The organism is Blautia sp. AM47-4 (assembly GCF_003479865.1).
Lineage (GTDB): Bacteria > Bacillota > Clostridia > Lachnospirales > Lachnospiraceae > Fusicatenibacter > Fusicatenibacter saccharivorans.
Map to the genome: position 1 here is coordinate 139,965 of NZ_QUHY01000004.1, position 22,108 is coordinate 162,072.

General features: G+C 50.0%; 15 protein-coding genes and 2 pseudogenes. All 17 read right to left on the minus strand.

Going from position 1 to position 22,108, the window contains the following annotated elements:
- Positions 1 to 114: 114 nt before the first annotated feature.
- Positions 115 to 1,881: an arginine--tRNA ligase gene (gene argS, locus DW965_RS04230; protein ID WP_022461148.1), complete on the minus strand. Its 1,767-nt coding sequence runs from the start codon at positions 1,879 to 1,881 to the stop codon at positions 115 to 117.
- 22 nt (positions 1,882 to 1,903) lie between these two features.
- Positions 1,904 to 2,371 (minus strand): CBS domain-containing protein, encoded by a 468-nt coding sequence (locus tag DW965_RS04235; protein ID WP_022461147.1) that lies wholly within the window; start codon positions 2,369 to 2,371, stop codon positions 1,904 to 1,906.
- A 275-nt stretch (positions 2,372 to 2,646) separates the two neighbouring features.
- The gene (locus DW965_RS04240; protein ID WP_119198066.1) at positions 2,647 to 3,897 is read right to left on the minus strand and encodes an ABC transporter permease; all 1,251 of its coding nucleotides are present in this window, start codon (positions 3,895 to 3,897) and stop codon (positions 2,647 to 2,649) included.
- Between the two features lie 11 nt (positions 3,898 to 3,908).
- A complete protein-coding gene (locus DW965_RS04245) occupies positions 3,909 to 6,296 on the minus strand; it encodes an efflux RND transporter periplasmic adaptor subunit (RefSeq protein ID WP_119198067.1) in 2,388 nt (795 codons plus the stop codon).
- On the minus strand, positions 6,293 to 6,976 hold the full coding sequence (locus tag DW965_RS04250; protein WP_119198068.1) for an ABC transporter ATP-binding protein: 684 nt from the start codon (positions 6,974 to 6,976) through the stop codon (positions 6,293 to 6,295). The genes DW965_RS04245 and DW965_RS04250 overlap by 4 nt, the downstream gene beginning before the upstream one ends.
- Positions 6,973 to 8,418, minus strand: a complete 1,446-nt coding sequence (locus DW965_RS04255; protein WP_119198069.1) for an efflux RND transporter periplasmic adaptor subunit — start codon at positions 8,416 to 8,418, stop codon at positions 6,973 to 6,975. Before DW965_RS04255 ends, DW965_RS04250 begins: the two co-directional genes overlap by 4 nt.
- Positions 8,419 to 8,640: 222 nt before the next feature.
- Complete coding sequence (locus DW965_RS04260; protein ID WP_022461142.1) at positions 8,641 to 8,904, minus strand: hypothetical protein; 264 nt, start codon at positions 8,902 to 8,904, stop codon at positions 8,641 to 8,643.
- 223 nt (positions 8,905 to 9,127) lie between these two features.
- Complete coding sequence (gene aspS / locus DW965_RS04265) at positions 9,128 to 10,936, minus strand: aspartate--tRNA ligase (RefSeq protein ID WP_119198070.1); 1,809 nt, start codon at positions 10,934 to 10,936, stop codon at positions 9,128 to 9,130.
- 92 nt (positions 10,937 to 11,028) lie between these two features.
- Complete coding sequence (gene hisS / locus DW965_RS04270) at positions 11,029 to 12,285, minus strand: histidine--tRNA ligase (RefSeq protein WP_055227609.1); 1,257 nt, start codon at positions 12,283 to 12,285, stop codon at positions 11,029 to 11,031.
- Entirely contained in the window at positions 12,218 to 12,898 is a 681-nt protein-coding gene (locus DW965_RS04275; RefSeq protein WP_119198071.1) for an HD-GYP domain-containing protein, read from the minus strand. Before DW965_RS04275 ends, hisS begins: the two co-directional genes overlap by 68 nt.
- Positions 12,895 to 14,394 carry a coproporphyrinogen dehydrogenase HemZ gene (gene hemZ / locus DW965_RS04280; RefSeq protein ID WP_119198072.1) on the minus strand — a complete coding sequence of 500 codons (1,500 nt, stop codon included), beginning with the start codon at positions 14,392 to 14,394 and terminating at the stop codon, positions 12,895 to 12,897. Before hemZ ends, DW965_RS04275 begins: the two co-directional genes overlap by 4 nt.
- A complete protein-coding gene (locus tag DW965_RS21985; RefSeq protein WP_305764535.1) occupies positions 14,366 to 14,572 on the minus strand; it encodes an MBL fold metallo-hydrolase in 207 nt (68 codons plus the stop codon). The genes hemZ and DW965_RS21985 overlap by 29 nt, the downstream gene beginning before the upstream one ends.
- Positions 14,479 to 14,988, minus strand: a complete 510-nt coding sequence (locus DW965_RS04285) for an MBL fold metallo-hydrolase (protein WP_305764534.1) — start codon at positions 14,986 to 14,988, stop codon at positions 14,479 to 14,481. The genes DW965_RS21985 and DW965_RS04285 overlap by 94 nt, the downstream gene beginning before the upstream one ends.
- Before the next feature lie 15 nt (positions 14,989 to 15,003).
- A pseudogene (locus DW965_RS21990) lies at positions 15,004 to 17,299 on the minus strand (RelA/SpoT family protein).
- 47 nt (positions 17,300 to 17,346) lie between these two features.
- Entirely contained in the window at positions 17,347 to 17,871 is a 525-nt protein-coding gene (locus DW965_RS04295) for an adenine phosphoribosyltransferase (protein WP_117509253.1), read from the minus strand.
- Positions 17,872 to 18,002: 131 nt separating this feature from the next.
- Positions 18,003 to 19,726: pseudogene (gene recJ, locus DW965_RS21995) on the minus strand (single-stranded-DNA-specific exonuclease RecJ).
- A 147-nt stretch (positions 19,727 to 19,873) separates the two neighbouring features.
- Positions 19,874 to 22,087 (minus strand): protein translocase subunit SecD, encoded by a 2,214-nt coding sequence (secD, locus tag DW965_RS04305; protein ID WP_330420878.1) that lies wholly within the window; start codon positions 22,085 to 22,087, stop codon positions 19,874 to 19,876.
- Between the last annotated feature and the right edge of the window lie 21 nt (positions 22,088 to 22,108).

The following is a 22,108-nucleotide window of genomic DNA, read 5'->3' on the forward strand; positions in this document are numbered from 1 at the left end:
AAAATCGTGATGTAAGTATAACACAACAGCCGCCGTTTCCGCAAGAACTACAGAAGCCGACGGCTGCCAAAAAAATCGCCTGTTTTTTATCTATTTTTTCCCTCTTGACGAATCTTACATCCGTTCCGGTGCCGAGAATCCCAGCAGGTCGATGCAGGTCTCAAGTACCTCGCGGACAAGATCCAGCAGTGCCAGGTAAGATGCTTTTCTTGCCTCATCCTGCTCACTTAAGATCTTGGTCTCGTGGTAGAAATGGTTGAACTCGTTTGCAAGCTCGTAGATATAAGCACAGATCTTATGCGGTGCTTTCTCCTCGAATGCGTTCTCCACAACGCCGTTGAAACGGGATACGGAAAGCATCAGAGCTTTCTCGCTGTCGCTCTTCGGTGCCAGAAGTGCGCCTTTCTTCAGTTCATTTCCCTCTTCTTTATATTTTCCGAGGATGGATTTTGTACGAACGATCGTGTACAGGATGTACGGACCGGTGTTTCCCTCGAAGGAAGTAAATCTCTCAACATCGAATACATAATCTTTCGATGCCTGGTTGGACAGGTCACCGTATTTAATAGCAGACAGTCCGACAATCTGTGCCGTTCCTCTTGCATCCGTATCTTTTACGCTGCGGTTCTCCACGATCTTCTGATACATCTCATCGTTGATCTCGCCGATCAGACGCTCCAGACGCATAACGCCGCCCTCACGGGTCTTGAACGGTTTTCCGTCTTTTCCGTTCATGGTACCAAAGCCGATAAAGGAAAGAACGGTATCATCATTCACCAGTTTTGCTTTTCTTGCACAGCGGAAACACTGTACGAAGTGAAGCTCCTGACGTTTGTCTGCCAGATAGCAGATCTCGTCCGGCTTGTACAGTTTCATACGCTGGATGATGGTTGCCAGGTCTGTCGTATCATACAGAGCTGCCCCATCGGATTTTAAGATCATGCACGGCGGGATCTCTTTTGTGTCTGTCTCTTCTTTGACATCAACAACGAGTGCGCCCTGGTCATAATGTGCATAACCATTGTCTTTCAGGTAATCTACCATGTCTGGAATGTACTCCTGTGCATCGGACTCACCCATCCACAGATCGAAATGAACGTCGAGGTTTCCATAGTTCTTTTTCAGATCGGCAACAGAAACGTTCATAATGTGTTTCCAGATCGCACGATATCCTCTTCTGCCCTGCTGCAGCTCTCTCGTTGCCTCGAGTGCACGTTTCTTATAGTCCTCGTCCTCTTTCGATTTGCCGCTTGCGCAAGGATAAATCTCCTCGAGCTCGCTGATCGTAAACGGTGCTTCCTCCGGGTACTCTCCCGTAAAGGACTCATCAAAATAAACAAGCTCCGGATGGCGCTCCTGCAGCTCGGTGATGATCAGTCCCATCTGCAGACCCCAGTCTCCAAGATGAACGTCACCGATCATGTTGTGGCCCATGAAGCGTCCCATACGCTTAATGCTTTCCCCGATGATCGCGGAACGGAGATGGCCGACGTGAAGCGGTTTTGCCACGTTTGCTCCGCCGTAATCTACGATGATGGTTTTCGGATTTTTTGCTTTCTCTACAGAAAGATCTTCGTCGTTCTGCATTTTGGAAAGATAATCTGCCAGAAATTCCGGGTTGATTTTCAGGTTGATGAATCCCGGTTTTACGGCTTCAATTTCACCGATCACGCTGTGATCGGTCACTTTTTCTACAACTGCTTCAGCCAGCTGGATCGGTGCTTTGTGGTATGCTTTTGCAGCTGCCATTGCGCCGTTGCACTGGTATTCGCACAGATCCGGGCGGTTGGAAACGGAAACCCTTGCATAGGACGGGTCCATCTCCGCAGCGGTAAAGGCTTTTACCAGCTCTTCCTGGATAAGATCGATCAGTTTTTTCATAATGTTTCCCTCATTTTCTTCTTTACTGCAGAATCATCTGTTCTGCGTTTTGTTTCCGCGCGCTGCGCCGGGCTTCTTCCTCTTCTTTGATGCCGCTTTTCTGATAACAGTACTGGATGATATCTCTTCTTCGGATGATGCCGATGAAGATTCCCTCGTCATCCACAACTGGAACGAAATTCTGCCGCATGGACATCTCGATCAGGTCCTCGATGTTGCTGTTGATGTTGACGGACTCATAATTCCACCGTTTTGGAACCTGCCAGAGCGGGATATCCTCTGCTTCATGGTAATTCAGCAGATACCGTTCTTTTATGATGCGGAGCAGATCTCCTTCCGTCAGTGTTCCCACGTAGCAGCCCTTTTTGTTCAGTACCGGAACCGCCGTGTATTTATGATATTCGATCTTCTCGATGGCCTGCCGAAGTGAGCAGTCGTCATACAGATAAGCCGTTTCACTTTTCGGTGTGATAAAAAACAAAATATTCATTCGCGTATACTCCTTTTCGTTGGTCATACTCTTGTTTGATTATACCATAAACGAATGTGAAATGTCTTTGAATCTTTCTTATATTTTCATAAACATACCGAATCCGAAACTCGAATGCCTCTTTGCTGCGCCGCAAATTGCGCTTATTTTCCAGTATAACCGACTTTCCGCAAAAAGTAAAGATCTTAAGTTTCATCCGCACACGCCGCACAAAAAATCCGCACGGATCCAGCACCTACGCTGTGCCCGCACGGATTTTTCAACTCTTTTTTGTTCTATTCTCTTCGCAACGCATCGATCGGATTCAGATTTGCTGCTTTTACCGACGGCAGCAGTCCGAATACGATACCGATCACCATGGAGAATACCACGGAGAAGATGATCGCCGGAATGCTGATTGCCACAGGCGTCTGTGATACTCTCGAGATCACCTGCGCCATGATGATGCCGCCCAGTACACCGAGCAGTCCGCCGATGCTGGTAAGCACTGCCGCCTCCGTCAGGAACTGGAACAGAATTCTGCGTTTTCTCGCTCCAATTGCTTTTTTCAGACCGATTTCACTCGTACGCTCCGTTACAGATACCAGCATAATGTTCATAACACCGATACCGCCGACAAGAAGTGAAATGCTTGCGATCCAGATCAGCTGCTGGTTCGTGCTCTGACCTAATTCCTGCAGACTCTTCGCTTTTTCCAGCAGATCCTCCGCTTTATACGCCAGAGAGTCCGATGTATTGGTAACAGCCTCGTTCATGATCTCTGCGGTTGTTTTTCCAACTGTACTCATATCCTCGGTCGTTTGCGCCATTACAACGGCATTTTCCGGCTCATCATACTGAAATACGATCGGCCAGCATACACCCGGCATCAGCACCAGCGGGTAGGATTCCTGATTATACGTATTGTAATCCTCCCTGGAATTGATGACCGGCTGAAAGGAATCGGATTTTTTGATCACACCGACAACAGTAAACGGCTCACCCATGATTTCAATCGTTTTTCCGACCGGTGATTCATTTGGAAACAGCGTCAGCACCGCAGTATCGTCAAGCAGGACAACTTTGTGAATCTTCGAAAAGTCACTCTCCACAAAGCCACGTCCCTGGTAAATCTGGTATCCACATGTGGATAAATAATTTTCATCCACACCAAGTGCCTTTGCACTGTCCAGTGTTGTATTTCCTTTCGCAATACCGCTCACATACGTTCTTTCGGTATAAAATGAGGCATTCTCCACCTGTTCCTGTTCGCGGATCCGCTTTTTCTGGTCGGCGGACAGCTTTGATACGCCACTTGGCAGCCCACCATCCATCCAGTAATCACCATCCCCCTGTTTTAACCGTACAGTCACATTGTTATTTCCGGCTCCGATCAGGTTCTGTTTGATCTGCTCATTCGTTCCCTTGATTGTGGAAACAATGGAGATGATTGATGCAATTCCGATGATAATACCCAGCATAGTCAGAAAGGAACGCATTTTGTGTGACCAGATTCCCTGAAAGGATAGTCTTACATTTTCTAACATGATGCGCCTCCTTAACTGTTATAATAATCCGATGAGCTGGATTCCTTCGTATCTGCGCCTTCCACTACCGTTTTACCGTATGGGAATGCAATGTAATCTTCTTCGGAAAGGCCGCTCTTTACTTCGTAATAGCTGCCCCACAGAAGTTTTCCGGTTACAACATCCTGTTTCTTTAATTTATCCTTCTCATCCCGGATATAAACAAATTTCTGCCCGTTCTCCTCGCGAATGAATTCTTTGCTGACGTACAGTCCATTGCCGTTTTCCACATCGGCGCCAACGGTCATTGCAATTTCAATCCAGTCACCGTTTTCAAAGCCTTCCCCACCTTCCTGTATGACCGCTGTGAAGGGATAGAAGGATGCCGGTGTCTCGCTGTAAGACATGTAACTTGTTGTCGGATACGGTGAAATTTCGGTTACGGTTGCGACCGCAAATGCACCGGAAGACCATGAAGTTACGTTAAGCTTATCGCCCGCTTTGATCTGATCGAGATACATCTCGCTCAGATAACCGCGCACATACAGGCCTTCATTTCCGCTGACCTGGATAAACGCGCTTCCGTCATTGGATGGATTTTCTGCATTTCCGACTTTTTTTACGATACCGCTGATCGTCGCTTTTACGGTCTGGGAATCCAGGGATTTCTGCGTATTTTTGACTTTGAGTTCCTCTTCCTTCTGATCCAGCTTCAGATCACGGATCTGGCTTTCTTTTTTGCTGATGGCTTTTTTCAACTCATCTTTTGTGTAGGTCATCTGGGTATCATCACCGGAAGAAGTATTGTTATTTGCGCTGCTTCCTGTGGATGATGTAAAGAGGGACTGTACCGATGCTTTTTCACCGTAGAATACGGTTTTTGCTGTCGTCTGCACTGCTTCCGGTTCATCTTCGCTCTGCGGTTCCGCCTCCGGTTCTGCCGGGGCTTCGGTCGGCGTCGGCGTTTCCGTTGGAACTGGGGTCTCGCTCGGCACCGGAGTTTCTGTTGGAACCGGCTCTGTGGTCGGAATCGGTGTTGTACTTGGTTCCGGGCTGACGGTCGGCTCTGGAGTTACACTCGGTCCCGGCGTAACGCTCGGAGTCGGAGTTACACTTGGTGTCGGGGTAATCGTTCCTTCTTTTACCGCCACATTTGCAGTGCTGACTGCCATGGAAGTACCCTTGTCATTTTTCGCTGTCACTTCTACTATATAGATTCCGGCATCCTCTTTTGTGATGTTTTCTTTTGTGTAAGTATCCTTAAAATCTCCGTCGATTGTCTTTCCGTTGTGTTTCCAAACGTATGTGTAAGTGACATCCGTTTCTGTGTTTTCCGTGGAATCGTCTGCCTCACCGCTTCCATTTCCGGCTTCACCCGGCTGTGTCACATCGTCCTCGGACGGACTCTCGGTTCTATCATCCGTTTTATCGTCGGCTTTCTCATCCGGCTTCTCTTCGGTATCTTTCTTCTCATTGATTCCGATTTTCAGCTTCAGCTCGCCGCCCTCTGCCACCTCTGTGTTGGCAAGCGGCGTGGTAATTTTTATTTCCGGTGCATCCGCCGATTCGGATTCTTTCAGACTCAGGACTGCTTCATACGAAGTCTCGTATGCTTTCGCAATCTTCGTTCCATCCTGCTCCCACACGGTTTCCAGCGCCTCTGCGGCTTTGTTTTCCTCATGAATCTCCAGGCGAAACCAGTATCCTTCGCTGTCCTCTTCTTTTTTCGTTCCCTTTTCATCCGCGTATCCTGCCATCTGATTCAGGAATCCGCCTGTCAGGACTGTCCCCGGTGCGCAGAGATAGGTGTATGGGTCTTCCTGCGTTCCTTCTCCTTTGTATGGTTTGGAACCAAATACAAGCTTATTCGTACTGCTGTACAGAACAGCATCCTCGTACGTCGGCTCCGGTTCTGGGGTCGGAATCGGTTCGTCCGGGAAATCCGGATCGATGGGTTCATCTGGAAAATCCGGGAAATCCGGCTCCACCGGATCCAGCGGCGTATCCGCTACCGGTTTTGTCTTTTTCAGCTTTTCCAGTTCTTTTTCACTCTGCTGGATTTTCAGCTTTGTCTGTGCAAGCTGTAACTGCTGCGTTTCCAGATCCAGCTCGATCATGCTGGTATCGTATGTCATCAGCGTGTCTCCGGCATTTACCACATCGCCCTCTTTGACGAGAACCTGGGAAATGGTCTGGCTGTCGGAAAGATAGATGTTCTGGGAAGCCGTCGAGGTGATCTGGCCTTCCATGTTCATGTTGTCTCCCCAGTAACCACTCGTAAAGTCACTGACCGGATACACTTTTACGGTCGTCTTCTGCGCCTGGCGGATGCCGTAATAACCGCCGACACTGACACCGCCCACGGCAACTGCGGTCACAACTGCAATCGCGGCTTTCTTTGCGGCTTTTCCTTTTTTCATATTTCGGCCACCTCCTTCGATTTCATCATTCCGTCGCGGATCTCCACGGTGCGCTGTGCCATCGATGCGATCTCCGCGTCATGCGTAATCATCAAGATGCTGACGCCCTCGTCGTTCAGGCTCTGGAACAGCTCCATGACCTGCTCGCCGGAATGGGAGTCGAGCGCTCCGGTCGGCTCATCAGCCAGCAGAATTTTCGGATGGTTGACGATCGCTCTTGCAATCGCCACACGCTGTTTCTGTCCGCCGGAGAGCTGGGTCGGTTTGAAACTCATACGGTCGCCGAGCCCCACCCGCTCGAGGGCAATCGCTGCCCGCTCTCTTCTCTCTTTTTTCGGCACGCCCGCGTACGTCAACGGAAGGCATACATTTTCCATTGCGCTCTGTCTTGCAAGGAGTTGGAAGTTCTGGAATACAAAGCCGATTTTCTGCAGGCGGATGTCCGACATCTGATTGTCACTGCATTTGCTGATGTCCTGTCCGTCGAGGATCAACCGTCCGCTCGTCGCCTGGTCGAGGCAGCCGACAATATTCATCAGTGTTGTTTTTCCGGAACCGGAAGGACCCATGATCGCAACGTACTCGCCTTCTTCCATGGAGAAGTTGATGTTTTTCAGAACCGGAACCGGGATTTTGCCCTGCATATATTCTTTACAGATATTCTCTAATTCCAGAATCACGGCTGCACCTCCCCGTCATCTGCTGATCCGGCTTCCTGTGTGTCTGCCGGTTCTGCCTCACCATTGTCGGCGCCGCCGATCACGTTCGTTGTATCTTCCTCACCGCTGTACTCTGCGCCGTCCATGGTATTGTCAACCATGCCTTTTTCATCCTGCGTCATACCGTCGTCGACCATTCCATCGTCGTTGTCAAGCATACCGTCATCCACCATTCCGTCATCCTCGCCGCCGGCCGGATTGCTCTGTCCCAGTGATCCGTCGGTGCTGACTACGGTCTTCATCCCTTCTTCCAGACCGTCCTCCGGGAAGGTGATTGCATCATCTTCTGCAAGGCCGTCGGTGATCTGATATTCCATCATATTTTCATCGTGTGTTCCAAGGGTTACGCTTCGTTTTTCCAGTTTGCCTTTTCCATTATCGGCCCAGACGTAAGGATTGCTGTCGACATCGTTGATAAAGGAGTCAGACAGCCAGATTCCTGTTTTGACTTCCTGCTGGCCGACATCCGGCTCTACGTAAACGTGCTGGCCGAGCATCAGACCATTCGTTCCGGCAAGCTGTACATAGAACGGATAGGAGCTCGACTGTGTCATGCCATCGCCGGAACTGCTGTACATGTTGTTATTGCCGGTCTTTGCATTTTCCCGATCAATCTTTGTCACGGTTCCGGTCCAGGTCTGATTCTCATCTACACGAGAATGCACGATCACCTGGCTTCCTTCGGTAATCGAACCGTCGCTCATATTCTGTTCATTGATCTGGCCTTTTACACGGAAATCTCCCGTTGCAAGAACGGTCAGGAAGGAATTGTCGGAGTTGTCACCGGAGTAAGCGCCGGCGCTGCTGTCATCGTTGTTGATTGATTTTACAACACCGGCGATTTCGCTGATCACGGTCGCATTGGTGATGTTATCGTTTAATTTATCAATCTCCGCCTGTTTTGATTTTCCTTCATATTCTTTTTTCTTTAAATCCAGCTCCGCTTCCTGAATTTCCAGTGTGATGCTTGCCTGCTGGTCTTTTGATGCCTGCTTTTTGTCTTTGTAAAGCTGGTTGATATTGGTATTCATACTTGAAAGTTCATTGTTTATGCGTTCCAGATCCAGCTGCGCCTGCTCGAGGTCACTCTGGAATTTCTCGGTATCGTAGGAGAACAGCGGTGTTCCGACCTGAACCTCCTGACCGACTTCCACATAAACTTCCTTTACCTTTTTCTCGCTGTTTTTCTCTACTTTCCAGGTATTTTCCGACTCCACAACACCGGCATAGCGGTTTTCCATTCCATTTCCAGTTCCCAGATTGGTCAGGGCTTTTACAGTATTGACATAGACGACGTTATCGTCCTCTTTTGTACCGTTTCCAAGGAAATGCCATGTCACTCCCCCTCCGGCTGCCGCCAGCACTGCGACTGCACACACAATCGCGATTACTTTTTTCTTCATATGCTTCCTCCCACTTTTCTATTTTACAAATTAATTTTCTGCTTTCCCAAGTTAGTTCTATCGTATCACATTTTGTTTTTTGTTTTCTTACTTTTTCCTTACTCTTTTTTTAGCAAATACTGGCTTTTTCTGAAAATAGATTTTTGTTTTTGTCATTAAAAACCTGCCTCCGTGTTTATGACGGAAAGCAGGTTTTCTTTCGAATCTGTTAGATTTTATTTTTTATGCTACAAGTTTCATCTCCCGCAGAATGCGGTATACGAGATAACAGATCAGCGCTGCACAGACCAGTTTGAACAGAAGCGGAACGACGGCGAACACGATTTTAAATCCAAGCCAGATCACGCCGATCGGGAGAAGAATAGTGGCGCATGCGCCAAGGACTTTTCCTCCAAATTTCAGCAGCAGTCCGACGATCCCAAATAAAATTCCAATTCCGCAGAGCAGACCAAAACAGGTTGCCAGCATGACTAATGTAACTAACATCGTGATCCCTCCTTGTCTTTTTCTCTATGTGTTCCACTTGCTGTGGATGTTTCCGTATCTTTCTTACAAACCATATTGTAGCACTTTTTTCCAGCAAAACAACGGGGAAGACGTGGAAGAATTTCTTAAGTTTTTCTTTACACCGATCGAGTGAAACCTAAAAAAGGACAGACAACGCTGCACTTCTGCAAAATTGTCTGTCCTGTAAATTACAAAATTTTCTTTACTCTTCTGTTGTCTCTTCCTCAGCCTGCGGCTCAACCTCAAGACCAAGCTCTTCCAGCTGTACTGCGTCAACCGGTGACGGAGCCTCGGTCATCAGACAGGAAGCATCTTTTACCTTCGGGAATGCGATGACGTCGCGGATGCTGTCCTCTTTTGCCATCAGCATCACAAGACGGTCCAGTCCGTAAGCCAGTCCGGCGTGAGGCGGAACTCCGTATTTGAAAGCATCCAGAAGGAAACCAAATCGCTCATGTGCCTGTTCCTTTGTGAAACCAAGCATCTCAAACATCTTCTCCTGCACATCGTTTTGGTGAATACGAACGCTTCCTCCTCCGATCTCAGTGCCGTTCAGGACGATATCGTAAGCTTTTGCACGAACTGCGCCCGGATCGGTATCCAGAAGCGGCAGATCCTCGTCCATCGGCATGGTGAACGGGTGATGCATTGCGGTGAAACGGTTCTCCTCATCGGACCACTCCAGAAGCGGGAACTCGGTAATCCATACGAAACGGTATTCGTTCTTGTCGAGAAGTCCCATCTGCTCTGCCAGTTCCAGACGAAGTGCGCCAAGAACGTTCCAAACAATCTTGTTGCGGTCTGCTGCGAAGAGAAGAAGGTCTCCAGCCTGTCCGTCCATGGCTTTGATGAGGGCTTCCATCTGCTCCTCTGTCATAAATTTGGAGAAGGAAGATTTCCAGCTTCCATCCTCATGGATTGCAATGTATGCAAGACCTTTTGCACCGTAACCTTTCGCAAACTCAACGAGCTTGTCGATTTTCTTTCTCGGCATTGCGCCCTGTCCCTTTGCGTTAATACCGCGGACAGAACCGCCGTTTTCAAGTGCGCCCTTAAATACAACGAACTCGGTATCTTTTACGGTCTCGGAAACATCAACCAGCTCCATACCGAAACGCAGGTCCGGTTTGTCGGAACCGAAACGGTTCATAGCCTCTTTCCAGGTCATTCTCTGGATCGGGAGCTGTACCTCAACGCCGAGCACCTCTTTGAACAGGTGTGCCAGCAGTCTCTCATTGACATCGATAACATCATCTACATCAACGAAAGCAAGCTCCATATCGATCTGGGTGAACTCCGGCTGACGGTCGGCACGCAGGTCCTCGTCACGGAAACATTTTACAATCTGGATATAGCGGTCATAGCCGGAGCACATCAGAAGCTGTTTGAACAGCTGCGGAGACTGCGGCAGTGCATAGAAGCTGCCCGGATGAACACGGCTCGGTACCAGATAGTCTCTGGCGCCTTCCGGTGTGGATTTCGTCAGCATCGGGGTTTCGATCTCAAGAAAACCTTCTTTTGACATGAACTCACGGGTGAGCATTGCCACCTTGCTTCTCATAATCAGGTTTCTCTGGATATCCGGTCGGCGCAGATCCAGGTAACGGTATTTCAGACGGAGCTCTTCTCTCGTCTTAGAATCCTCCTCGATCGGGAACGGCGGGGTTTCTGCCTCGGAAAGGATGCGTAAGGACTCAGCCTTTACTTCAAGTTCTCCTGTTGCCAGATTCTCGTTTACCGCACCGGAGCGGGCCATGACTTCGCCTTCTACGGCGATCACAAACTCGCTGCGCAGTTTTGCTGCTTTTTCAAAACCTTCCTCACTGATCGGGCCGTTCTCAAAGATAATCTGCATAATACCGCTTCTGTCACGCAGATCGACGAAAATAATTCCGCCTTTATTACGGCTCTTCTGTACCCAGCCCATCAGGGTTACTTTTTTTCCGATATCTGCTTTTGTGACTTCCGTACAGCGGCAGGTTCTCTTCAGGCCTTTCATGGATTCAGCCATTTTCTTGTTCCTCCTATTTGGAACTGCGGACACAAAGAATCTGCATCCGCAGCACATCGTTTTTTCATGCGATTACTATTATTGGATATTCCTTACATTTTGTCAACAAAAAATTCTTCGATCTCAGTGTAGCCCTCGCTGGCAAGCTGCTCTTTCTGGAATTTCTTGTTCTTCTTCATCACGGCGATGTTGATGGCCGTGCCTTCACTTCTCTCTTTTGTCGCCTGCTGAATGATCTTCTGCATTCCCTCTGCCGGCATGTTTTTCTCGATCAGGTACGCTTTTTTCTTCTGTGCGCCCGGGATCTGGTAATCTCTCTCAAGCAGAAGCATAACGATACGCTCAAATCCGATGGAGAATCCGCATGCGCAGGTCTGGTTTCCGGTGAATTTTCCGATCATTTCATCGTAGCGTCCGCCGCCTCCGACAGATCCGCCGTACTCATCCATAGCGATCTCGAAGATCGGTCCGGTGTAGTAGGACATTCCGCGCACCAGAGTCGGATCGAAAGCGATCTTAAATTCTGCGGTCTTCACGGCATTGACACTGTCGATGATGGTCTTCAGGCCGTCTGCGTACTCTTTGTCAAGGAATCCCTCGAGTTTCTCACGGCAGTACTCTACGCCTGCGGTATCCGGGGTGATCTCCTCGAACATTTTCAGGTATTTCTCTACGGACTCTTTTGCAAAGCCGGCTTCCTCGAGCTCTTTGGCAACGCCCTCAAAACCGATTTTATCCATCTTATCGAGGATAATAAATACGGTGTCATAGGACTCCTCCGGGAATCCGCTGTAGGCTGCCATTGCTTTTAAGATACGGCGGTCATTGATACGGATCGTAAAGTTCTTGAAGTCCAGTTTTCCAAGCAGTGTGGTGGTAGCAAGGATCAGCTCAATCTCTGCGAGGTTGGTCGGCTCGCCGAGGATATCGATATCGCACTGCATGAACTGGCGGTATCTTCCTCTCTGCGGACGGTCTGCACGCCATACATTTCCCATCTGAAGTGCTTTGAACGGGGACGGAAGCTCGTTTGCGTTGTTGGAATAGTAACGGCAGAGCGGAACGGTCAGGTCATAACGCAGGCCGCTGTCTACGAGATCGTTTTCTTTCTCAGCGGTCTCGAGTTTCAGCTTCTCTCCTCTTTTTAAGATCTTGAAAATCAGTTTCTCATTCTCGCCGCCCTGTTTGCTGTTCAGGTTTTCGATGTGCTCCACGCATGGGGTCTCCATGGAGGTAAAGCCGAAGGTTCCGTAAGTTTCCTTGATCAGACGGATCACGTAGTCACGGATTGCCATTTCTTTCGGTAAAATATCTTTCATTCCGGTAACCGGTTTCTTCTTTAATGCCATTTTCTGTTTTCTCCTTTATGATTTCCCGGATCAATTCATCGACATCAGAAAGCTCGATCGCTTTCCGGCTGCCGCTGTGGATCACTCTCTGAAATGCCAGGAACATTTTCAGATCGAAATTTTTGACTTCTTCTGTCATAAGCTCCATCGCCTGTTTCCGCGTAAACGCACTCCGGTACGGGCGGTCGGAGGTCAGCGCGCAGTACACATCACAGATGCGTAAGATACGCGCCCCAAACGGAATCTTTTCTCCCGCCAGATTGGCCGGATACCCGGTTCCGTCATAATTTTCATGGTGATACAGAATACTCTCCAGCACAAAATCGGAGTATCCGCGTCCCTGCAGGAGTTCATAGCCCAGTGTGGAATGGGTCCGCACAAAGCGCATCTCCTCGACGACGAGTGTATCCTGTTCTTCTACGTAATTCTCCAGTACAATCTTTCCGATATCGTGGAGAACGCCCGCTTTTGCAAGCTCATAGCAGATTTCTTTCTCATACCCCAGTTCCCGCGCAAGATCGTAAGCTAAATTGCTCACTTCCATGCCGTGGATGAGCTGCTCGGTCAGGGTATAGCGCAGCATGTGAAGCTGCTGACTGGAATTTTCTTTCATTTTGGCAGATACTTCTCCATTCCGATACGTTTTCTCTCGATCATTTCATCGATACGCTCCACGTAGTTTTTCAGATCCTTCACGTTCTCCACCCGCTCAATGCGCTCTCCATGTTCAAACACGAATTTCGTGGACGCTCCGGCTCCCGCGGCCAGAATGGACTGTTTTTCCTCCATAATGAGGATGTTGTAGATGCCTGCTTTTCCTTCGCGGGAGTAGCCGACATTCTCAAAGTTACCCGCCATATTTTTCTGGCGGTACATGTAATACGGTCCCATCTCCATGCGGTGTGCGCTGTCCATCGTCATTTTCATGATCTCGGCAGAGTTTTCAAACGAGATTTCCTGATATTTGTCTTTGAACAGGTTGAGTCTCGTTGCACGCTTTAACGCAAGGGAATGGACGGTCAGGGAATCCGGATTCAGCGCTTCCACTTTTTCCAACGTATGCGCCACTTTTTCCTTGTCCTCGCCCGGCAGACCGACGATCAGATCCATGTTGATGTTGTCAAATCCAAGGGAACGCGCCATACGGAACTTCTCCTCGATCTCCTCCACGGTATGGTGGCGTCCGATCAGATCCAGCGTTTCCTGGTTCATGGTCTGTGGATTGATCGAAATACGGGTGACCGGGAATTTGCGGATGGCTTTTAAGACCTCCTCATGGATCGTATCCGGCCGTCCTGCCTCCACGGTGAACTCCTGCACCTGCTCCATCGGGAAAAGCTCTGTCACTTTCGTGAGCAGGCGCTCCATCTGTGCCGCATTCAGCGTGGTCGGCGTACCGCCTCCGATGTAGATCGTATCAAGGGTGTAATCCTTCATGTTCTCACTGATAAAGATCAGTTCTTTGATCAGTGCATCGAGATACGGATCTACCATATGCTCCCAGCGGCTTAACACATGGGAGCCGAAGGAACAGTACAGGCAGATGCTCGGACAGAACGGGATGCCGATGTACAGGCTGTAACCGTGTTCGTAGTCGATCGTCTTTAAAATGTCCTTTTCCCGGTTGGCAATCGTGATCGCAAGTGCCGTCTTTTCCGGGCTGGTGTAGTAAGTTTCGCGCATGTATTTCGCAATCTCTACATTTTTTTTACCCTCTTCAAGCATCTTCATCGGAATTTTCGTCGGACGGATGCCGGTGAGATCGCCCCACGGAAGTTCTTTTCCGCTCACTTTCGAGAGCGTGCGATAGACCATCCGTTTCAGGACATTTTTCGTTTCGTGGCGGTCTTTTTCATATTCCACCGCCTCACACGCGGCAGAAAGCTCTTCGTGCTTCTCATTTTCTATGGAAAAGCAGATCTGGTCTGCCGCGTACAGGATCTTATCATAATATGCAAATTCCCCGTCCGGCGCCCCATCCTCTTCGTACCACGAGGTGATCTCGCAGCCGGGATAGAATGCCTTGATCAGGGAATACACATCGTATTCAAAATCTTTTCTGTTAAAACAAAGGCTGATATTAAGCAAGGGGATTGTACCTCTTTTCATGTTCAATCGTAGTTTCATCGTTGTGGCCCGGATACACAGTCACATCCCCGGGAAGCTCTTTTAACAGGCGTTTGACCGATGCAATCAGATCTCTTCCGGAGGATGTCGGGAAATCGTATCTTCCATATGATTCGCAAAACAGCGTATCGCCGGAAAAAAGTGCTTTTTCTGCCGGAATATAATAGCAGACGCCTCCTGCCGTATGGCCTGGTGTTGCAAGCACATGGATTTAAAATCCGCCAGATGCAGAATATCGCCCTCTTTTACCGTTTTGTCTGCCTGCATCGTGTACGGCGCGCTCCAGAGGCCGGAAAGATTTTCCCTTGCATCCCCCAGAAGGTGCTGCTCCTTTTCATGGACATAGACCGGAATATGGTATTTTTTCCGCAACGCATCCGCTGCCAGCATATGGTCGAAATGGCCATGGGTCAGCAGAATGGCCTCCGGGTCGCCGTCGATCTCGTCGATCTGGCGTTCAATCTCCAGCGGCGAATCGCCCGGGTCCACGATCAGCACCTTCTGGCTGTCCGGATTTTCCACAACGTAGCAGTTTGTCGAGAGCATTCCAAGTGCCCGGTAATTTACCTTTATCATACGCTTTTCTCCTTTTTATCCTCTCGATCTCTGAATATCGATCACGCTCTCCACCTGGCGCACCTTCTCGATGATGCTGTTCAGCTCTTCGTTGTTGTGCACGTCGAACGTCACATCGATGGAAGCCGTTCCCTGCTTGCTCGTTCTCACGTTCATCGCCGCAAGGTCGATCTTCCGCTCGGTAAAGATCTTGGAGATATCCACCAGAAGACCGGTACGGTTGTTTGCGTAAACGCTGATCTCCACGGTATAGAGAGAGCCGCCGTTGTCCTCTGCCTGCCATTCAGCATCAATGAGGCGCGCCCGCTCAGATTCCGGCAGATTCAGGACATTGACACAGTCGGTGCGGTGAATGGTCACGCCGCGTCCTCTTGTGACAAAGCCCACGATCTCATCGCCCGGGATCGGATTGCAGCATTTGGAGAAGCGAACTGCCACATCGTGGATACCGCGCACGACGATGCCGCCCTTGCTCTTTCCAACCGGCAGAACTTTCTCTCCGGATGCCGCCTCGAGCACCTGCTCGTCGGTGATCTCTTTTTTATGCTGCTTTTCATACGTCTCAATCAGCTTGTTGAGGACCTGGCCCTCTTTTAAGCCGCCGTGGCCGATGGCCGCAAGAACGGAATCCCAGTCGCGGAAGCCGTACTTTCTCATGACAGCCTCTTCGTACATCGGTTTTGTATAGATTCCAAGATTTTTGCCCTTCAGCTTTGCATAGCTGGTGAGCATTTCCTTGCCTTTGACGATGTTGTCCGTCTTGTTCTGCTGGCGGAACCACTGGTTGATGCGGCTCTTTGCCTGGGAACTCTTCGCAATTTTCAGCCAGTCGCGGCTCGGTCCCTTGGAGTTCTGCGAGGTGATGATCTCGACGCGGTCTCCGTTGTGAAGTTCCGTCTCGATCGGCACGAGTTTTCCGTTGACCCTCGCTCCGACCATCTTGTTGCCGACCGCACTGTGGACGGAATAAGCAAAGTCGATGGCACAGGAGCCGACCGGAAGCGTTTTGACATCGCCCGCCGGGCTGAAACAGTAAACATTGTCGGCAAACAGGTCGAGATCGCTCTTTAAGAGGTTCATGAACTCATGGTTGTCCGCCATGTCCTGCTGCCACTCCAGAATCTGGCGCAGCAGGTCAGTTTTTCCTCTTCCTGCTCCGGTCCCGGTTTCTTGCCGTCGGAGGCCTCTTTGTATTTCCAGTGTGCAGCGATACCGTATTCTGCAATCCGGTGCATCTCATAAGTACGGATCTGAATCTCAAACGGCTGTCCGTTCGGTCCGATCAGGGTTGTATGCAGGGACTGGTAACGGTTTGGCTTCGGCATCGCAATGTAATCTTTGAAACGGCCCGGGATCGGCGTGTACATTTCATGGATGACACCGAGCGCTGCATAGCAGTCTTTGACGGATTCCACGATGATGCGGACCGCAAAGAGGTCATAGATCTGATCCAGCGTCTTATGCTGGTTGACCATCTTTTTGTAGATGCTGAAAAAGTGCTTGATTCGTCCGTTGACATCTGCCTCAATGCCGGCCTGGTGGATATGACGGGTCACCTCTTTTACGATCGCATCGACAAACTCCTGCCGCTGCTCCCGCTTCATGCTGACCTTCTGCACCAGTTCATAGTACGCATCCGGCTCCAGATATTTCAGAGAAAGGTCATCGAGTTCGACCTTGATCTTGGAAATACCGAGGCGCTGTGCGATCGGGGCATAAATATCCATCGTCTCACGCGCTTTTTTCTTCTGCGTCTCCGGCGACCAGTACTGTGCGGTCCGCATGTTGTGCAGACGGTCCGCCAGTTTTACCAGAATAACACGGATATCCTTTGCCATCGCAAGGAACATCTTTCTCAGGTTTTCTGCCTGCTCCTCGACCTTATCCGCAGAATATTTCAGCTGTGCCAGCTTCGTGACACCGCTTACAATCAGGACACCTCCGGGCCGAACTCCTCGGTCAGCTCTTCTTCGGTCATGACGGTATCTTCGACAACGTCGTGCAGAAGGCCTGCCGCGATCGACTCCTTGTCGAGCTCCAGATCTGCCAGGATAATTGCCACACAGAGCGGATGGATGATGTACGGTTCCCCGCTCTTTCTTTTCTGGTCCTTATGTGCATCCGCTGCCACGCGGTATGCTTTTTCGATCAGGGAAATATCGTCCGATGGATGATATTTTTTCACAGAAGCGATCAATTCCCCGTATAATTCCTCCGGACTTGTAAAATCGTCCGTCTTGCGGATTCTGGCTTCTGCCGCCGCCACATCCTTCTTTAATTCTTCTTCACTGATTCTTTTCTCTTCTTCCATATGTATCCTCCGCTCTCATGATTAACCCCTGCGTTTCGTTGGATACGTTATTTGCCATCGTAACGGATGACAGATTTTACATCATATTTTGCCAGTTTTTCGCGTCCTTTTAAGCCGGCAAGCTCCATCAGGAACACGATTCTGGTTACTTCGCCGCCGAGGCGCTCGATCATTTTTGCACAAGCCTCCACGGTACCGCCGGTTGCAATCAGGTCGTCGATGATGACTACCTTCTGGCCCGGTTTGATGGAGTCTTTGTGCATCTCGATCGTTGCGCTGCCGTACTCTAGGTCATAGCTCTCCTCGATGGTCTCCAGAGGAAGTTTTCCTTTTTTACGGATCGGCACGAACGGTTTGTGCAGATTGTAAGCAATCGGCATACCGAAAATGAAGCCGCGGGACTCGGTTCCGCAGATTACGTCACAGTCTACTTCTTCTACAAAATGCTGCATCTCATCTATGGCAAGCTGCAGTCCGTCTGCGTCCTGCAGGATACTCGTTACATCTCTGAAAATAATACCCGGTTCCGGGAAATCCGGAATACTTCTTACGTAATCCTCTACTTTTTTCATAAAATATTCCTCCGTTTCGTCAAGGTTTGACAATTCACCTTACAGTATAGCATCAATATTCTTCTGCGTCAATTTTGTTTCCGATAGAAAACAGGGCAGAAAAATCAGGTATTTGCGGCTTTTCTGCATCTTTAAAAATAACTCTGGATATTGATCTGTAATTTGTCGCGTCCGTTCCACGTATCGATCGACGGATAGTACGCTACCGAGAGGGTCGGATGTGCATCCACGTATGCGGCGAACGCTTCTCCCTCGCCGAAATAGACACCATCCATCTGGTATCCGCCCGCATCGGCAAGCTGTACTTTCACCACGTTTCTATTCTTTCCAAAAATGCGGTAATTTAATACAGTCAGTCCTTTCTGTGCGAACAGCGGTTTCGTGTTGCCTTTTCCGAACGGCTCCAAGAGACTTAACTGGCGGATCAGATTTTTGGTGATGTAGGTGATCGGCATCGGCACATCGATCACAACTTTTTCGACGAAATCCTCTTCCGTCAGCGTGGAATTATCGTTCAGTGCCCGGCGGAACGGTTCGATCATCTCCTCTCCTGCGAGGGAAAGGCCCGCAGCCATCGGGTGGCCGCCGAATTTCGTCATCAGTTCTTTGCATTTGCAGAGCTCCTCATACATCGAATACGCTTCGATCGAGCGGCCGGAGCCCTTGACGCCCTCCTCACTTCTGGTGAGTACGAAGGATGGTTTGTGGAAGTGCTCCCGCAGGCGACCTGCGATGATTCCGGCAAGGCTCTCGTGGCAGTCCGGCAGATAGACGACGAGGACTTTGTCGTTCTGCAGCGGGGAGGTTTCCACGAGCTCGATTGCTTTCGCCTCACCCTGGCGCGTCAGCTCTTTGCGGCTTTCATTCAGGTCTTTCAAGTCCCCGGCAAGCTTTGCGGCCTCCTCACGTGTCTTTGCGCAGAGCAGTTTTAACGAATGCTCCGCCGTGTCAAGCCGTCCCGATGCGTTGATGCACGGGCCGAGAACGAAGCCGATGTGATACGGTGTCACGTTTTCCGCCTCGATGCCCTGCACACGGATCAGCTCCTGCAGGCCGAGGTTCTGCGTTTTATGGAGCGCCCGAGGCCGGCTTTTACAAAAATCCGGTTTTCTCCCTGCAGATCCATCACATCACCGATCGTCGCAATGGCGACAAATTCCAGAAAGCGGAAGCTGTGCTCCTTTGGAATACCTGCTTTTGCCTCCATCGTCTGGATCAGTTTCCATGCGACGGCCGCACCGCAGAGGCCCGGAAACGGATAGGAACAGTCTTTCTGTTTCGGATTGACAACCGCGTCCGCCGGCGGCAGGATGTAGCGGCGTTCTCCGTTTTCATCCTCCTCAAACGGAACCTCGTGGTGGTCCGTCACAACAACCGTCATGCCAAGCTCTTTTGCCAGACGGATCTGACTGCCCGCCGCGATGCCGTTGTCACAGGTGACGATCGTGTCCCGCCCCTCATCCGCGGCAAACTGCACAAGATGCTCATTTAAGCCGTATCCGTCTGCAATCCGGTCCGGGATACGCACATCCGCATCGGCACCGAGATCTTTTAATCCGGTCAGCAGAATATACGTTGCCGTAACACCGTCGATGTCGTAGTCCCCGATGATGCGGATCGGCTTTTTCTCCCGGATTTTTTCTGCGATCAGATCTGCCGCGCGCTCCATATCCTTCATCAGCAGCGGATCGTGGAGCTGCTCCAGATCACCGAAGAGATACTCTTCGATCTCTTTCTCCCCGGTCACATCCCGGTTCCGGATCAGGCGGGCGATGACGGGATCGATGCCGAACCGGTCCGCAATTGCCTGGAAATCAGCGCGTTTTGCCGAAACTACCCAGCGTTCTTTCTTCATATGTTCTCCTCTTTCCTGTTAGCAGGAAACGCCGGACTTTTCCGGTCCGGCGTTTCTCTTTTTATGGTTTTTGCTGCTTTTATTTATTTTTTGTCTTATTCTGTACTGCTTTGGACGGCACATATTTGTTTTTTCCAACGTGCTTCATCACATACCACAGGGCACCTGTGATGCAGACAGAAGTGTAGCTCCGCATACGATACCAACCATCAGAGGTGCTGCAAAGTCGCGGATGGAAGAAACTCCCATCACGAACAGAACAAAGATGGTGATAAAGGTGGTGAGGGAACTGTAAATGCTTCGGGTCAGGGTGTCCGTGATGCAGCGGTCAACCAGGGACTCGATCGGCTCTCTCTTTAACTCCGGCAGATTCTCACGGATACGGTCGAAGATGACGATCGTACTGTTGATGGAATAGCCGAGGATCGTCAGCATACACGCGATAAAGGTGCTGCCGACCGAAATACGGGATACCACATAGAATCCGAATACAATGGCGATATCGTGCATCAGTGCAAGGATGGCACTCGATGCGAAACGGATGTCGCGGAAACGGATCCAGATGTACAGCAGCATGCAGACTACAGCGATGATAACTGCTTTCATCGCATTCTGGCTCATTTCTTTACTTACAGTAGAAGAAATGTTGTCGAAAGTGATTTCAGAAGTATCGACACCGAAATTGTCTGCCATTGCCTGGTAAACCTGCTCACGCTCTTCCAGAGTCAGAGAACGTGTTTTGATGATGACATTGTTGCCTCCGACAACCTTTGTCATCTGAATATTGGAATCTTTTGTCACGCCTTCCACAACCGGCTCTACCTCTTTGTCCAGCTCTTCGATGGAGTAATCCTCGTTGAACGGAACGTTGATGGAAGTACCGCCCTTGAAGTCAAGGCCGAAGTTCAGTGCGCTTCCCTTTGTCTGATGCATGAAAATCATGCTGGCCGGAACGGCAAGCAGCAGAATGCAGGAGATCGTGAAGAAGATCTTTCTCTTTTCCACAAATGGAAATCCCTTGCGCTCTTTCTTGGTTCCGTAGTATTTCGCATCCTTCAGTCCCATACCGTACAGGCTGTTGACCAGCAGTCTGGAAACAACCATGGCGCTGAACATGGAAAGAACAATACCAAGAGCAAGTGTCATGGCGAATCCGCGGACACTTCCGCTCGCAAGCGCATACAGAACAGCTGCTGCAATCAGGGTCGTCACGTTTCCGTCCAGGATGGCAGAAGCTGCCTTCTTGAATCCGTCGCGGATTGCCGCATGAACCGTCTTTCCGGCACCGATCTCCTCCTCGATACGGGCGTAGATGATAACGTTCGCATCGACCGCCATACCGATCGACAGGATAACACCTGCGATACCAGGCAGGGTCAATGTCAGGTCAAATGCATTTAAAGCAATCAGATTCAGCTCAACATAGATGAGCAGTGCCCATCCGGCAGCAATACCAGGCAGGCGATATACGATTGCAAGGAAAAGGATAATCAGTACAATGCCGATCGCTCCCGCTTTTACGCTGGTGGAAACAGCTGCAGATCCAAGCTGTGCTCCAACGACGCTGGAGTTGATCTCCTCAAGTTTCAGGGAAAGGGAACCGATACGGAGGGTGGATGCCAGGCTGGTTGCTTCATCCCAGTCCATGTTTCCGCCGGAGATGACTGCAGTACCATCGGAAATCACAGCGTTTACACTCGGTACACTGACGAATTTTTCATCATAGTAGATACCGATGCTCTTTCCTGCGCTGTAGGCTTCCTGGGTTGCGTCTGCAAATTTCTGTTTTCCTTCGTCGGTCATTTTCAGCTGAACGACGCTCTCGGTTGCTTTTGTGGTGGAGTTCTGCTGATGCATGGCTTCTGCGCTCTCCACATCTTTACCGGTCAGAACGACGGAGCCGTCCTCCTCGAGCTCTTCGATAGTTTTTCCGTTCAGAACGTACTCGCCGGTCGTGCTGTCGTAGGTGTAGTTTTCTGTTCCGTCATCGTTGGTCTGTTTGATGAAATACAGGCTTCCCGGTTTACCCATCTCTTCCAGAATGGTGGTTGCATCGGTTGCACCCGGGATTTCAATGGTGATACGGTTGTCGCCCTGCAGATATACCTGTGCCTCTTCGCTGTACTGCTGCGCACGCTGTTCCAGCTTGTAGCGGGTATCTGACATTTCTTCGTCTGTCGGGTTGTCCTTTACGGCCTGATAGGTAATGCTGACACCGCCGGACAGATCCAGACCCAGGTTGATGTTCTTCATCGAACCGGTTCCGGTAGGACCCCATCCTTTGATCATCGTCCATCCAAGAAGCACTGTTACAATGGCTGCCAGGACGAGTGCGATGATACTCTGTTTCTTCTTCATCATGTCGCGATTTTCCTCTTTTCT

Coding starts and splice junctions, on each gene's coding strand:
- argS (WP_022461148.1), bottom strand. CDS start 1,881: ATGAAAAAACTGATCGATCTTATCCAGGAAGAGCTGGTAAAAGCCTTT.
- hemZ (WP_119198072.1), bottom strand. CDS start 14,394: ATGAAAAGAGGTACAATCCCCTTGCTTAATATCAGCCTTTGTTTTAAC.
- hisS (WP_055227609.1), bottom strand. CDS start 12,285: ATGGCATTAAAGAAGAAACCGGTTACCGGAATGAAAGATATTTTACCG.
- DW965_RS04285 (WP_305764534.1), bottom strand. CDS start 14,988: ATGATAAAGGTAAATTACCGGGCACTTGGAATGCTCTCGACAAACTGC.
- DW965_RS04245 (WP_119198067.1), bottom strand. CDS start 6,296: ATGAAAAAAGGAAAAGCCGCAAAGAAAGCCGCGATTGCAGTTGTGACC.
- aspS (WP_119198070.1), bottom strand. CDS start 10,936: ATGGCTGAATCCATGAAAGGCCTGAAGAGAACCTGCCGCTGTACGGAA.
- secD (WP_330420878.1), bottom strand. CDS start 22,087: ATGATGAAGAAGAAACAGAGTATCATCGCACTCGTCCTGGCAGCCATT.
- DW965_RS04295 (WP_117509253.1), bottom strand. CDS start 17,871: ATGAAAAAAGTAGAGGATTACGTAAGAAGTATTCCGGATTTCCCGGAA.
- DW965_RS04255 (WP_119198069.1), bottom strand. CDS start 8,418: ATGAAGAAAAAAGTAATCGCGATTGTGTGTGCAGTCGCAGTGCTGGCG.
- DW965_RS04240 (WP_119198066.1), bottom strand. CDS start 3,897: ATGTTAGAAAATGTAAGACTATCCTTTCAGGGAATCTGGTCACACAAA.
- DW965_RS04235 (WP_022461147.1), bottom strand. CDS start 2,371: ATGAATATTTTGTTTTTTATCACACCGAAAAGTGAAACGGCTTATCTG.
- DW965_RS04260 (WP_022461142.1), bottom strand. CDS start 8,904: ATGTTAGTTACATTAGTCATGCTGGCAACCTGTTTTGGTCTGCTCTGC.
- DW965_RS04275 (WP_119198071.1), bottom strand. CDS start 12,898: ATGAAAGAAAATTCCAGTCAGCAGCTTCACATGCTGCGCTATACCCTG.